Source organism: Liquorilactobacillus aquaticus DSM 21051, assembly GCF_001436755.1.
GTDB classification, from domain to species: domain Bacteria; phylum Bacillota; class Bacilli; order Lactobacillales; family Lactobacillaceae; genus Liquorilactobacillus; species Liquorilactobacillus aquaticus.
This window is the reverse complement of the sequence record NZ_AYZD01000018.1, coordinates 1-13459: the sequence shown is the minus strand read 5'-3', so window position 1 is coordinate 13459 and position 13459 is coordinate 1. Positions and strand designations below refer to the sequence as shown.

General features: G+C 36.0%; 12 protein-coding genes, 2 tRNA genes and 3 pseudogenes. 15 read left to right on the top strand and 2 right to left on the bottom strand.

The annotated features are described in order from the left end of the window. Positions 1 to 158: 158 nt before the first annotated feature. The 5 genes from FC19_RS06760 (at position 159) to FC19_RS06735 (ending at position 2465) form a co-directional block, all read left to right on the top strand. Positions 159 to 755: an XTP/dITP diphosphatase gene (locus FC19_RS06760; RefSeq protein ID WP_057876233.1), complete on the top strand. Its 597-nt coding sequence runs from the start codon at positions 159 to 161 to the stop codon at positions 753 to 755. Then, positions 755 to 1291: a metallophosphoesterase gene (locus FC19_RS06755; protein WP_057876232.1), complete on the top strand. Its 537-nt coding sequence runs from the start codon at positions 755 to 757 to the stop codon at positions 1289 to 1291. Before FC19_RS06760 ends, FC19_RS06755 begins: the two co-directional genes overlap by 1 nt. A 260-nt stretch (positions 1292 to 1551) precedes the next feature. After that, a tRNA-Glu gene (locus FC19_RS06745) sits at positions 1552 to 1624 on the top strand. Between the two features lie 316 nt (positions 1625 to 1940). Then, positions 1941 to 2234 (top strand): hypothetical protein, encoded by a 294-nt coding sequence (locus FC19_RS06740; RefSeq protein WP_057876230.1) that lies wholly within the window; start codon positions 1941 to 1943, stop codon positions 2232 to 2234. A 158-nt stretch (positions 2235 to 2392) separates the two neighbouring features. Beyond that, positions 2393 to 2465, top strand: a tRNA-Gln gene (locus FC19_RS06735). Positions 2466 to 3040: 575 nt separating this feature from the next. Here the strand turns inward: FC19_RS06735 and FC19_RS06730 are convergent. Both FC19_RS06730 and FC19_RS06725 read right to left on the bottom strand, forming a co-directional pair. Next, positions 3041 to 3439, bottom strand: coding sequence for a VOC family protein (locus tag FC19_RS06730; RefSeq protein ID WP_057876229.1), 399 nt, complete (start codon positions 3437 to 3439; stop codon positions 3041 to 3043). Positions 3440 to 3879: 440 nt separating this feature from the next. After that, complete coding sequence (locus tag FC19_RS06725; protein ID WP_057876228.1) at positions 3880 to 4785, bottom strand: helix-turn-helix transcriptional regulator; 906 nt, start codon at positions 4783 to 4785, stop codon at positions 3880 to 3882. Positions 4786 to 4906: 121 nt separating this feature from the next. Here FC19_RS06725 and FC19_RS06720 point away from each other — a divergent pair, with 121 nt between their 5' ends. From FC19_RS06720 to FC19_RS06685, 10 genes and pseudogenes are all read left to right on the top strand, one after another. Continuing rightward, on the top strand, positions 4907 to 6418 hold the full coding sequence (locus tag FC19_RS06720; protein ID WP_057876227.1) for an FAD-dependent oxidoreductase: 1512 nt from the start codon (positions 4907 to 4909) through the stop codon (positions 6416 to 6418). 19 nt (positions 6419 to 6437) lie between these two features. Next, positions 6438 to 7634, top strand: a complete 1197-nt coding sequence (locus FC19_RS06715) for an MFS transporter (protein WP_057876226.1) — start codon at positions 6438 to 6440, stop codon at positions 7632 to 7634. After that, positions 7635 to 8210, top strand: a pseudogene (locus tag FC19_RS11945) (NADPH-dependent FMN reductase). It abuts the gene before it with no gap. A gap of 208 nt (positions 8211 to 8418) precedes the next feature. Continuing rightward, positions 8419 to 8592: pseudogene (locus tag FC19_RS11835) on the top strand (P-loop NTPase family protein); the annotation flags it as partial. Positions 8593 to 8717: 125 nt separating this feature from the next. Continuing rightward, positions 8718 to 9032: pseudogene (locus tag FC19_RS11830) on the top strand (PadR family transcriptional regulator). An 11-nt stretch (positions 9033 to 9043) separates the two neighbouring features. Further along, complete coding sequence (locus tag FC19_RS11825; RefSeq protein WP_235809339.1) at positions 9044 to 9418, top strand: DUF1129 domain-containing protein; 375 nt, start codon at positions 9044 to 9046, stop codon at positions 9416 to 9418. Next, positions 9400 to 9900 (top strand): hypothetical protein, encoded by a 501-nt coding sequence (locus tag FC19_RS11820; protein ID WP_235809338.1) that lies wholly within the window; start codon positions 9400 to 9402, stop codon positions 9898 to 9900. The genes FC19_RS11825 and FC19_RS11820 overlap by 19 nt, the downstream gene beginning before the upstream one ends. A 31-nt stretch (positions 9901 to 9931) precedes the next feature. Next, positions 9932 to 11962 carry a glycoside hydrolase domain-containing protein gene (locus tag FC19_RS06695; protein ID WP_057876225.1) on the top strand — a complete coding sequence of 677 codons (2031 nt, stop codon included), beginning with the start codon at positions 9932 to 9934 and terminating at the stop codon, positions 11960 to 11962. A 95-nt stretch (positions 11963 to 12057) separates the two neighbouring features. Further along, a complete protein-coding gene (locus FC19_RS06690; protein ID WP_057876224.1) occupies positions 12058 to 12585 on the top strand; it encodes a hypothetical protein in 528 nt (175 codons plus the stop codon). Positions 12586 to 12761: 176 nt separating this feature from the next. Next, positions 12762 to 13367 carry a recombinase family protein gene (locus tag FC19_RS06685; protein WP_057876223.1) on the top strand — a complete coding sequence of 202 codons (606 nt, stop codon included), beginning with the start codon at positions 12762 to 12764 and terminating at the stop codon, positions 13365 to 13367. Positions 13368 to 13459: the final 92 nt, after the last annotated feature.

The following is a 13459-nucleotide window of genomic DNA, read 5'->3' as shown; positions in this document are numbered from 1 at the left end:
AAAATCTATCTCTAATTATACCTTGATGGTTTATAAAACAAAGGACAAAATTGCAAATTTAACCAATTTAGATGAAATTGCAGTACTGGAAAGGAGTTTGAAAATGTATTATATTTGTAAAAGTAGTAGAATATGTATTCAGAAACGGGGACGATTCAGTGACAACAATTTTGATAGCAACCAAAAATGAAGGTAAGGCGAAAGAATTTAGAGCCTTTTTTGAACCTAAAGGATTTAAAGTCAAAACTTTAAGTGAGATGGAAAATCTACCAGAGATTATTGAAGATGGAAAGACATTTCAAGAAAATGCACTTATTAAAGCAAAAACGTTAACTGATAAATCAGGCATAACGGTTTTAGCTGATGATTCGGGTTTGATGGTAGATGCATTGAATGGTGCTCCTGGTATTTTTTCAGCACGTTATGCAGGAGACCATGATGATGATGCAAATAATGCAAAATTGCTGCGAGAATTGAAAAATGTACCGTTTCATCAAAGAACGGCGGTTTTTCATACTTCTTTAGTTGTGACAAGTACCGAGCGCCAGCCATTAGTTGTTGAAGGAAATGTAAAGGGATTTATTTTGGAAAAGAAACAGGGTAAGGATGGTTTTGGTTACGATCCATTATTCTATTTGCCAGAATTGAAAAAAACGTTCGCTGAGTTGACACCTTTTGAAAAAAATAAAGTAAGTCATCGTGGTAAGGCCGTTAAAGCTTTAAATGAATACTTTGATGATTGGTGGAGAAAATAATGAACGAAAAGAAGACAAAAATATTAGTTGTTAGTGACAATCATGGCGATCACCAAATATTAGAAAGTTTGATTTCAAAATATAAAACAGAAGTAGATGCGATGTTCCATTGTGGTGATTCAGAGTTTTCACCCGAGGATAAAGTTTTTGATTATTTTAATGTTGTTACAGGAAATTGCGATTACGATCCTAAGTTTACTGAATATCTTGTTAGTGATGTTAAAGAAACGCGTGTTTTATTGACACATGGTCATTTATTAAGTGTCAATACAGGTTTAGAGCGTTTGAATCTTTTAGCGCAGGAAAAGCAGGCTCAGGTTGCCTTATTTGGACATACACACCGCTTAGGCGTCGAGTATGCACATGGCTGCCTCTTCCTTAACCCGGGCAGTATAAGTTACCCGCGTGGAGAATATAGTGCTCTGGGCGGAACTTATGCAATCATTGGAGTAACTTCTGATCAATTTGAAATCTGTTACTATGATCGCAGTTTTACAAAAGTTCCAGAGCTTCAATTTGTTTTTCCAAGAAAGTAAATTCAAAAAGTTAAAGAGGGAAGTTGTGTGCAAAATGAATTGAAACATCTTTACATCAAATTATTAAAATGGAGTGTGACGGTTTTAATTTTATTTGTATCGAAACAGATTCTGGGTTACAATTGGTTAGGCTTGATTATTGTTGCAGGGTGTCTGTATTGTGTTTTTATTTTTGCAGTCTGTGTCTATCTGCAGATACAAATTCTCAAAAAATAATCTTGACAATTTCTGAGTACAATGTATAATAATAAGAGTAATTTTGCCCGTTGGTCAAATTGGTTAAGACGTCGCCCTCTCAAGGCGGAGTTACGGGTTCGATCCCCGTACGGGTGATAATAGTATCTCTTTTTAATAATAGGAGATGGGCCAAAACCATGTTTTGGCCCATTTTTATTGCTATACTAAGCTTTTTTAGAGCAGCAAGAGTTATAATCTACGGAACATATTAAGAATAAAGTACTTTTTATAGATTAATTCACAAATTTTTCAGTAAAAAAAGAATTAATTGAAGATTGATAAATGGAAGAAAGTCTTGAATAAGTTAGCAGATTAAATAAATTGATACTATAGTTTAAACTGCTATAATTGAATATGAAGTCGGTCGTTGGGCTTTATACGATAAATGAGTGGTTAGTAAAGGAGGAGTGACATGCTGAGAAAAACTAAAAATTTTTTACAGGCAAACAACATAAACTATAAAAAAGAGCACGTCAATCCACTGATTGTTCCGGAAAGGGTTTATGTTTTAAAATTCGGGAAAACAAAACTTAACAATCGTTTTATCGTTGAGCACACCTATACTTGGACAGGTAGAATCAAGATAAACAAGATTTCGTTGCGTTTGCATGGGCAAAAAAGCCCACGCGAGTTTCCCAATGAAGCAGAATTATTGCACTATCTGAAGCGAAACATTAAACGTTATAATACAGACGTTAAAGAATAATAAGCAACGATTAAAAGCTGAGGCAATAAATGAAAATTGATGGCCTCAGCTTTTCTTATAGTAATATTTTTTCAAGGAAAGCAACGATACAAGCAACATTTTTTCAAAATTCTATTGACAAAAAAGCCAAAATCTATTATTATGAAATAGTTGATTTTTGGGCATTCGCCAAATTGGTAAGGCAGCGGACTCTGAATCCGCAATTTACTGGTTCGAGCCCAGTATGCCCAATTAACACTTCGTAAACGCTGGTAAATCTTCGTAAATCGTTGATTTATCGGCGCTTTTGTTTTTATAGTTTTGTGTCAGTTGGTATATTTTTTTGTGTTCATGTTGCATGGATATTGCATAACTTAAATATACAAGTGAAGTTACAAAAGGTGTTAGTTAAATTTCGCCAGTTAAGAATACTTGATTGTATATTATCGCCTTGAAGGGCTGAGCTGAGACGTTGCTTCCATATAATCCTAGGAGTTTTTAACTTGTCTATTGGAGATTTGCTCATTTTTGACTCTGTTGACATATATCAACAACCAAAAAAATAGGCATGTTCCTAATTGAGTATCGAGAACATACCGTAGCAGCATAAAAATATCTATTTTGTCTAACTTTTGCGTTGCACTTCAAGTTAGCAGTTGGCTTTAATTATATGTTTTAGCTGTATTGTAGCTTAGTTATTGTCTTAATGGTCTAGAAAAGGGAGAAAAGTCCCATGGAGGGGAGAGTGCCACTAGCTTTATTATCCTTACTGGTTATCTAAATATTCCTAGTAGAATATCATTTTTCTATACAGCAATTTTTAATTTTTACATAGACATCCAAGAAAATGATAAAAGATTACCATCTGGATCTTTAACTTCTAGTTCATACATATGATCTTCAGGAATTCCTAATTCTACATGATAAAAGGTACCGCCATTTGTTTTTGCGGTTTGTGCGACCTCTCTGACTGCAGCAATACTTTCCAAATTAAACGATGTTATAGAACCATTGCTTTTTTGTGTGTCAGCAATTGTTTGTCCTTTTAAAAACTGGCTGTAAAAACCATGAGTCAATAACATTATCCAAATGTTTTCAGTCCACATCATTGCAGTGCCATTTTCATTGGAAAACTCCGAATGTTTCTTAAACCCCAGTGCTTCATAAAATTTGATTGAACACGACATGTCAGTTACAGGTAAATTCACAAATATCATTTTTTCCATAATTATGCTCCTTTATTCTAGGTGATCTTAGCAACGTTTGAGTTTAAAGCCATGTTTATTATATATACGCATTATTTCATCATTCTAAAAAAAGCAAATAAGATGTTTGAAGCATTGATGGCAATTTTTGGTTAATAAAATATATTGATCTGGCAGACCATTAATAACCACTTCAAAAATGGTAAGCGGACTGATAATCACGATGTTTGCGCAATTTAAAATCTAAAGTTAATCTGTGACATCAATAGCCAGCAGCAATCAAAATAATATCTTTTTGAAAATGATGGCCTTTAAAATAAGCAGCCATCAAATAAATTTCCGTTTTTAAATTGGTTATACCAAAATAAATAATAGTTTAAAATCTTGTACCAGAACCGATTTAAAGAGGTATGAATTACAAATAACTAAAATGCTAAACAATAAATATTATACGACGTACGTTATGGATGATGAATATTTTGCTTATAATCTTCACGGAATTGACGAGGACTTTGACCGCGCTCCTTGCGAAAATGGCTATAAAAACTAGTTAAATTTTTGTAGCCTAACTCATTACTGATTTCATCAATATTTTTATTTGATAGTGACAACATTCGAGATGCCATTTCCATGCGTAGTGTTGTTTTCAAATTTGAAAAAGACTGATTAAACAATTTTTGACACAAACGTGAAAAGTAGTTTTGCTGATAACCAAAATAAGCTGCGGCACTTACTAAAGTTACATCATTGACGTGTTGGGTTAAATACGTAAAAATTGCTCCTGCCTGTGCATCTGGCCCAGCATAGTGAATAGAGCTTTGAGGAAAAAAAGAATCTGTCTTCGAAACTTTTTGGTGGTGTTTGCGTGACAATTCAGTATATAACAAGCCCAGCAGGCTTTCTCGCTGGAACGTCAAAAATCTATCCGGTGAATAATTTTCTAAAGCAGCAATTATATTTAAGTATTCATGGACAATTTTAGTTTCTAAATGACGAAAAACTATATAGTGATTTTGTTGCGAATCAGCAGCGTTCATTAAATCATGAATCAATGGATTATCACCTACCAACGTCATATTTAATGGATTAGGTATTTGCAACCATTCATCTAAAACTTTAATTTTAACAGGTTGATCGGTAGTTTTAAATATCAATTGATCCACTTGTTGAATTAAGATCAAATCAAATGGCCGTAGGGGAATTTCAGTTGTACCTAATGTTGCTACACAAGTTGCCAGGCATTCAATTATTTGCATGTGAATCTTAAAACAATGAGTTGTGCTGTTTGTAATTGAGGGTAGTTCTAGTTGTTCAGATACTATTCCATCAATCTTTAAAGTGCTTTTTGTTGTATAGTTTGTAGCCATTCCAAATCACCTCTTTTTCATAAAAGATATATTTACCATAAAATTAAGATATATTTTCTGCTGACATTGTGCAATGTTTCACTATAAAATATAATCATAACTTAATGTAGGAGTGATTATTATGACTAAAACAATCAAAACGGATGTTGTTGTCACTGGTGCTGGTGGAACTGGATTAGCTGCTGCGCATGCTGCAGCTGAACATGGTTTACAAGTCTTAGTTTTAGAAAAACAATCTCAAATCGGTGGAAACACTAAAATCTCAAGTGGTTTCTTTGCTGTCGACTCCAAGGAACAGCGTGAACGTGGTATGGTCATGTCCAAAGCTGAAGCTATTCGTCAGTTGACTAGTTACAATCACAACATTTCTAACGGGGCATTAGTTCACAAAATTGTTACCTCTGCGGCTGATACCTTAGCATGGATCGAGAAGATGGGAATGCATATTAAATTAAATGCTACCGCTGATACGACACAATTTGCACATCGTAATCGTGATTACCAAGGTGGTGTTTATCATATGTATCAGGATAAAACTGGTAGTTACGAACGTATTCAGCAAACCTTGACTGATGAAGGTGTTAAGTTTGAATTTAATGTCACTATGCAAGCTATTGAGCAAGACAGTACTGGTCAAGTTATTGGCATCACAGCCACCAATGCTAATGGTGAAGTCATTGAAGTTGAAGCACAGGCGGCTATTGTTGCAACAGGCGGCTTTGGGGGTGACAGTGGTTTAGTTGCCAAGACAATGCATACGCACAACTTGCGTCAATTAGGAGTGCCCAATAATGGTGAAGGACTTAAGGCAATTATTGCTGCCGGTGGGATCAATATTGATGGAACAGCCTTAATTCATGCTGCTCAACTTGCTAAATCCAAAGTTACTCAGAAAACTTCAAAGGAACATTTAGCTGGTTTCTCTAATTCCGCTTTAACTCAATTATTATTGACACCATTATTCTGGGTAAGTCCTAAAGGTGAACGATTTACTAATGAAGATGTGGTTTATGACACTGTTGAATGGGCTAACGCTGGGTACTCTGTTGGTGGCAAATATTATTTTGTAGTTGATCAAGCAACTCTTGACGACTTTACCAAAAATGGTGGCCAACTCGAAATCTCTAAAGCTGGACCTGGTGCTAATACTGAGCCTGGTGATTTCACTAAACTCGCCAACGAGTCTGTTGCTGCTGGAACTGCTTTTAAGGGAAATACTTTGGCTGAATTAGCAGCAGCTGCTGGCATGGATGCAGATACCTTGGTACGGGCAGTTACTGCGTATAATCATAATGTTCATAATCGTGTCGATACTGATTTCGCAAAGTCTGGGCAGTCACTTGTCTATGCAGTGGAACAAGGTCCCTTTTATGCTTTTACCGCTCAAGTCGCTTACCTAGGTACTGTAGGTGGAGTTCGTGTTGATACTAATTTAAACGTTTTGGATGACAAATTCAAACCTATTCCTGGTCTCTATACGGGTGGAGCTAATGCTGGTGGTTATTATCAGGGCCACTGTTATCCTGCTTATGAAGGTTTAGCTTCTGGTTTTACTTGGACATCTGGACGAATTGCTGGGACAAGCGCTAGTGAATATATAAAAACTAAAAATGATAAATTGGTAAAAAAATAGGCTAGGAGGGCTTAATCTTATGGAAAATATTAAATCACACAGTTGGTTATTCAAGTTATCAATCCTATCTCTTTCGATTTTATCAATGACTGCACCGTCAGTTGCAATTGCCATTCCGTTAATGGAAAAAACATTTACGGAGCAAACTAGCGCGCAAGTTGAAATGATCTCAACCTTACCTAATTTGGGTGTGTTACTCATGATTATGTTTTCAACTCTAATTGCCCATAAATTTGGAATTAAGCGCACGATCATGGGTGGTTTGATAATGTACTTAGTTGGAGGATTAACTCCTGTTTTTATTACTAATTACACGATCATTATAATTGCTCGCTTCATCATGGGCCTTGGGATTGGACTTTTTAACCCATTTGCTGTTAGTTTAATGTACCGTTTCTATAAAAAGCAAGAACTAGCAGATATGCTAGGCTATCAAAATACCTCACAGAATTTAGGAAATGCTGGTTTTGGTTTATTACTGGGTGTTTTGGTTCTTGCTGGCTGGAAAACAGCATTTGCAGGTTACTTAATTGCAATGATTCCTTTATTGATGTTTGGTCTTTTTGTTAAGATTCCGATTGAACATAGAGCTGGTGAAAATAAAAAGGCACCAAAACAGTCAACTAATGTTCACGTCTTTATGCTTGCGTTTTTAATGCTTATAATTTTTGGAATGTTCATGATGATGACGATTAAACTAGCTAGTTTTGTGACTGCACAACACATTACCACTCCTGCAATTGCTTCAAGTATTTTGGCCGGAATGGGAGCAGCTTCGATGTTTGCTAGCATGCCATTCGGGAAAATTAGTAAATTTCTTGGTAACTTTATTTTACCCATTGCTCTATTAGGTATTTCAATTGGTTTTATGATTGTCGCTACGGCAACTAGTGTCTTGGTAGTGACACTTGGTGTTATCATTTGTGGAATTTTCTTTGGCTGGGTTTTCCCACAGGCTTTTTACCGAGCAGCTCAAATAGCTCCAGCTAATTCTGGAAACTTATCGACCTCTATTATTCTAGTGGGTATTAACTTAGGTGCTTTTTTATCACCAACTTTAGTTAATGGTGTTGCGAACTTATTTGGGAACGATCAGCCTTACTTTGTCTTGATGTTGTGCAGCTGGGGATTCGCCATTTTGACTATTATTATGGCCGTTTATACTATAGTTGATAAACGGAATCACAAACTTAATCAGAAACCGGAGGAAATTTAGATGTCACTTAACTTAGTAGGATTAGTGGGAACGAACGCTCAAATCTCATATAATCGTATGCTCTTAACGTATATGCAACAACATTTTATTAACGATGCTACTATTGCATTGGCTGAAATAGCTGATATTCCGTTGTTCAGCGAAGAAGGATTAGCCGATATTCCTGAGAGTGTTTATACTTTGAGTGATCAGTTAGCTGCCGCTGATGGAATTATTATTGCTACACCTGAGTACGATCATGCGATTACTGCAGCACTTAAAAGTACGATAGAATAGCTGTCGGCAGCCACACATCCGTTCATAACTCAGCCAATAATGATTGTCGGTGCTTCCTTAGGAGTTCAAGGAACAGCACGTGCTCAAGACAATCTTCGTCAGATTTTAAATTCTCCTGGTGTTAATGCTTTTGTCATGCCAGGTCATGAATTCTTATTAAGTAATGCTAAGGAGCAATTCGATAACCAATCCCAATTGACGAATAATAAAACTACCTCCTTTTTAGAAGAATGCTTTACTCATTATCTGCAATTTGTTGCTGATAATCGAGAGGACTTAAAACTCGTTCGCGAAGTTTAATATTTAGCCAGCTACACTGGCTAATGCTAACTATACAGTACAAAATTTGTATCTATTATTAACTTCAAACACTTATAAAAGAACAACTCCTTATTCTCAAAATTTTCTAAGAATAGGGAGTTGTTCTTTTATTTCGGTTCTTCGTCAAACATCCTAAAGTAAGAGGTATCAAGACTGTGACGATAATCTTGATACCTCTTTTACTATACTTTATGTGTGGGATGAGCCACTTAATTATCTTGATATCAATAATCGTAAACAAATTGAACAACTAATTACGAAATACAAGCCGACGATGCTGATAATTGAACACGACTCGCAATTTCTAAGTAATATTGGTGCGGAAGTGCTGGAATTAAGAACAATAACTAATTTTAATTAAAATAGTTAAGAAATGAGTATGTAATAACAATTTTTAACTACTATGTTTTACAAACTACCTCCCTCTATGTTATCTTTTGTTTACGGTAGTTAGTATTACATACTAGTTAAGGAGGAGTTATCTGTTTGAGTAAGACACAAATGCTAAAAGGTGTACTTGAAGGATGCGTACTGCAAGTGATTTCCAAACACGAAACCTATGGTTATTAGCTAGTCCAGGACTTACGTACAGCCGGATTTAATGACGTAATTGGCGGAACAATTTATCCAATTTTACAGAAATTAGAGAAAAAAAGCTGATTAGTGGTGTAATGAAGTCTTCGCCGGAAGGGCCAAAGCCGCAAGTATTTTAGCGTAACTTCAATTGGACAAGAAGAGCTAACAATATTCATGCGGGATTGGCAGGAAATAAATGAAAGTGTTAGGCAGATATTTAAATAGGGGGAGAATTGATGAGTAGCAAAGACAAACAGGTTGAAGGTATCAGAAATAAGTTGAACGAGTCAGCAAAAAAATTAAAAGGTGAAAATGCTACATTTTTTGATGATTTCAGGGAATACTTGATTACAGCCAGTATCTTTTATGATGAGCTAGATGTGACCGAACAAACTTATAATGTTTGTATTGATCTGATCGAAGCTCAGGAAAATGGACAAACAGCACAAGAATATTTTGGTAAGAACAGTCGAAAACTTGCCGATAGCATGATTAAGAATTTTAAGCATACAGGTTATAGAGAAATCATCGAATTAATAATGTTGCCAATTGGAATATATTGGCGATTTCCTTTATTAGTGACTTTGCAAAAATGGGTCCGCTTAAAATAAATGTTGTTGAATATTTGTTGATTGCATTGCTTTCTGTTGGAATGGTAGTGATTGTTTTTGAAGCAGTTCACAAGTCCATTTATCTGAATGGGAATAACCCAGTCAGAAAGTCAAAAATTGTGCAGTTTATCATTGGAACTATTTTCTTTGCCTGTATCATTGGTATATTTGTAGCAATCAGCATGCTCACACCACCAATTTGGATAATTAAGTTGACCTATCCGGGTGACGTGATCTTAATGCTAACTTTTGTAGCTATTTTTCTCGGCTGGATTATTATGGGCAAAAAAAGAGAACTGTATTCAATCACTCCCTTTGTTGTTTTAATGGCTGCAGTTGGAATTTTGCAGAGGATTCCTGTGTTGCTGGCAATTGTAGGTTCTAGCAATATTAAATTTTTAGCAGCCGGTGCAGCAATTGGTGGTTTCTTGATCAATATAATCTGGGGAAGAATTGAAATGAAGAAAATAGCGCGTGATTAAGTTATTTTAGATTATAGTTATTAAAGGGAATATGCTAAAAAAGGCTCCCGAAAATGGGCAAACAGGTTGGGCGATAATCTACAGTTTACGTGAAGCCTTGCAGTATGAACTAAAACTGACTGAGCTAGGCGAAGGCTTTGGCGATCAAACTAAAGCTGCTCTAGCAAAAGTAATCAATACTATTAAGAAAAATTCTTCAAGTAAGATCGTTAAACTGATTAAAGGAGCTTTTTGGTGCAAAGGTATTAGTCCGAATAGTTTTACAGAAAGTTATGATGAAGATCTAGCTGCGGCAATTAAATCTCTGCAGAGTAATGCAGGGTTGGATGCTGACGGTAATTTAACGGTTAACTTAATGGCTGCTTTGTTTGATATGAGTGCTTTCACCTTGCTAGAGAATGGTGATAAGAGAATCCGTGAAATGCAACAGACATTGAATAAAAAATATAGTAATGATTTAGGAATTCTACCGTGTGATGGTGTTTATCAACGGGGAACCAATACAGCACTGATTTATGCGTTGCAGCGAGTTGAAGGGATAGACGCAACTACAGCTAATGGAAACTATGGGGCAGAAACCATTGCTAGAACACCTACTGTTTCTGAAGGAACAACAGGTGAAATTGTGCAGATTATCCAATATGGTTTATATGTCAATGGGTTTTATACAGGAGCTTTTGATGGTAGCTTTACTGAGACAGTAGGGAATGCAATTGTGGCATTCCGCAAGTTTATGCACTTAGAACCTTATACTACAACGGCCGACTTAACTGTTATCAAAGGATTATTAACAAGTAATGGAAATACGGATCGTGATTCAACGGCTTTCGATACAGCTACACAGTTAACGTCAGCAGCAATAGCCAAATTTAAAAATGCAGGTTTTGAAATTGTAGGCCGTTACCTTACTGGAACAGTTGGGACAGGCAGCAATGAGCGCCCTAAGAATCTAACAGCTGATGAAATTACAGCGATTACGTCAGCTGGTCTGAGCATCTTTCCAATTTATGAAGATGGCGGTTATGAAGAAAAATATTTTACAAACAGTCAAGGAACAACAGATGGCGGCATGGCAACTGCTGCAGCACGTAAGTTAGGTTTTCCTGAAGGAACTACTATTTACTTTGCGGTTGATGTTGACATTCAAGATGGTGATATTGACGGAACGGTTACTCCGTACCTGAAGGGAGTTCTCGCTGCAGTCGCAGATTCTGGTTACGAAGTTGGGGTCTATGGAACGCGTAATGTTTGTCTGTATGCGGAAAAAATCGGAGTCAAGTACAGTTTTGTCGCTAATATGTCTTATGGCTGGAGTGGCAATTTAGGTTTTAAAATGCCTTCAAACTGGAGTTTTGATCAGTTTACAGAATATACAGCAGGTTCAACTGGGATTGATATTGATCAAGATGCTGCTTCCGGGAAAGATAAAGGTGTATCCAAATTTGGAAAAGTTACAGGGATGTCAGCGAAAGCTGCTTTGAAGTCATTGTGGCCGGATTGTGAATATGACCAAGAAGTCGAATTTACAATGTTTGATACGAAGTGGATGAAAATTACTGGTAAAATTACTACTTCATTCAAAAAAGCAGATGGTAGCACTGTTATTACCATTAAAAACGGTAAAGTTGATGAAGTAAGTATGAATGGTTTCCTAAATTCACTGGGTGCTTCGAACAATATCGTTAATGATCTTATTATCGATAAATTTAATACACTCAGTTTCACCAGTGAAATTAAAAATGGACAACTTTCTGTTAAATCTACAACGGGCTCGGATGGTTCATACACATTTGAACTTGCATGGACGGCGTTTGAAACTGATGAAGGTGTTCTTGATGAAGCGCTGACTATTGCATTGGAAATCAAGATTAATTTGCCTGATTTTCCGAGTTGGGGAACTTTTGCCGAGGCTTTGGGGAAGATTGGTCAAATTGCAGCAATTGCTGTTGCAGTTACTGGGACTGCTATATTAATTGTGGGAATGTTACCGGCTGATGTTGTAGGTGCGGTTGTAACTGCAACAGTAACTCTCTTTACAACGATAGTCGCAGATTTAGCGTAAAAATTAAAATTATACAATTGCTTTAGTGACAATAAAAGACTGTAAGGGTTAAAATTAACTTACAGTCTTTTTTAGAGAGGAAATTTAATTTTTTTATGTTGATTATTCTGTTAGCTGAAACAGCAATGTTTATTTTTGGAGTACTTGGTATAGTGCAGTCGATAAAACTTAATAAAATAAATAAAGAAATTCGTGTTTTTCGTATAAAAGAAAGGGCTAAGTTAACTGAGGATCAAATAAAAAAGCAACAGGTCTATCTTAAAATTCATATGAGTAGATTTATTGTATTTGTTATAAATATAGCAATTATTTTTATTATTATTTTATTGGTACTTTTTGGGTACAGTCTGCGGAATCTTTTTGATAAATCAGGAAGCATGGTATTCTTCTTGATAAGTCTATTAATGCTAGTAGTTATTTTATGTGCTAGTTTTGCACAAAAGTCAGTAGCAAGAGGACAAGTAATCAGAAAAAAGTATATTGACAAGTATCCAGATAACCCTCTGAAATTTTTTATCTACCCAGATGAGTTACTCATACAGTATAGATACGTATTTAAGCGTGCGGGTATATTATTACTGATTACCAGTATTTTAGCTTTTATCATGGGTGTAATTAGTTAAATGATTTCAGATGCCATCTATACAATGTGGGTTGCATTTTATAAGTGTGTTAATTGTTTGTAGTAGAATAGAGCCTTTGAACTTTTTGAGTGTACCCAAGTGGTACACTTTTTTGGTTGTGTTATATTAAGAAAAACATCTGTACCATTTAGATGTACCAGGGAAGGACTTGGAAAATGAAAGTTGGATATGCACGGGTGAGTACCACTGAACAGAACTTAGATCGTCAATTAGACGCACTCAAAAAAGCTGGGTTACAAAAAGTCTTTGCCGAAAAAATTTCGGGGAAGAATGCAGATCGACTCCAATTAAAAGCTATGTTGGAGTATATTCATGATCAAGATGAGATTGTTGTCTTGAGTTTGGATCGCTTAGGTCGAAGTTCACGTGATTTAACGGAAATTATTGAAGAAGTCCGCCATAAGGGCGCAGTGCTAAACATTTTGGACTTACCAAGTTTTGCAGGCGTTGAGGACCAAAATCTGAAAGCTTTGTTATCCAACTTGGTGTTGGAGATCTATAAGTACACAGCTGAAGAGGAACGGCGCAAAATCCGTGAACGACAGCGGCAGGGGATCGAGTTGGCTAAACAACGCGGCGCTTATAAAGGCGCCGTCCGTTTGTATGCGCCAGATTCACCTGACCGCCGGAAACGTTATTTGTATCATCAGATAGTGAGAATGCTGCAGCAGAATCCACCAGTGCCAATTGCACAGATTGCTAGAACAATTGGTACATCAAGGTCACAGATTTATCGGATAAAAAAATTTTCCAATCTTTAGTTTATTAAAAAAAATATTATATGCACTTTTGTATGTTGCTCTTATCCTAGTATTTGGTACACAAATCTTTAGACAGTTGTGCCATAATAAAA

Excerpts from the sequence above, each read along its gene's own strand:
- FC19_RS11820 (WP_235809338.1), top strand. The coding sequence starts at position 9,400 with ATGGGTCCGCTTAAAATAAATGTTGTTGAATATTTGTTGATTGCATTG.
- FC19_RS06755 (WP_057876232.1), top strand. The coding sequence starts at position 755 with ATGAACGAAAAGAAGACAAAAATATTAGTTGTTAGTGACAATCATGGC.
- FC19_RS06730 (WP_057876229.1), bottom strand. The coding sequence starts at position 3,439 with ATGGAAAAAATGATATTTGTGAATTTACCTGTAACTGACATGTCGTGT.
- FC19_RS11825 (WP_235809339.1), top strand. The coding sequence starts at position 9,044 with ATGAGTAGCAAAGACAAACAGGTTGAAGGTATCAGAAATAAGTTGAAC.
- FC19_RS06720 (WP_057876227.1), top strand. The coding sequence starts at position 4,907 with ATGACTAAAACAATCAAAACGGATGTTGTTGTCACTGGTGCTGGTGGA.
- FC19_RS06690 (WP_057876224.1), top strand. The coding sequence starts at position 12,058 with ATGTTGATTATTCTGTTAGCTGAAACAGCAATGTTTATTTTTGGAGTA.
- FC19_RS06740 (WP_057876230.1), top strand. The coding sequence starts at position 1,941 with ATGCTGAGAAAAACTAAAAATTTTTTACAGGCAAACAACATAAACTAT.
- FC19_RS06685 (WP_057876223.1), top strand. The coding sequence starts at position 12,762 with ATGAAAGTTGGATATGCACGGGTGAGTACCACTGAACAGAACTTAGAT.
- FC19_RS06715 (WP_057876226.1), top strand. The coding sequence starts at position 6,438 with ATGGAAAATATTAAATCACACAGTTGGTTATTCAAGTTATCAATCCTA.
- FC19_RS06695 (WP_057876225.1), top strand. The coding sequence starts at position 9,932 with ATGCTAAAAAAGGCTCCCGAAAATGGGCAAACAGGTTGGGCGATAATC.
- FC19_RS06725 (WP_057876228.1), bottom strand. The coding sequence starts at position 4,785 with ATGGCTACAAACTATACAACAAAAAGCACTTTAAAGATTGATGGAATA.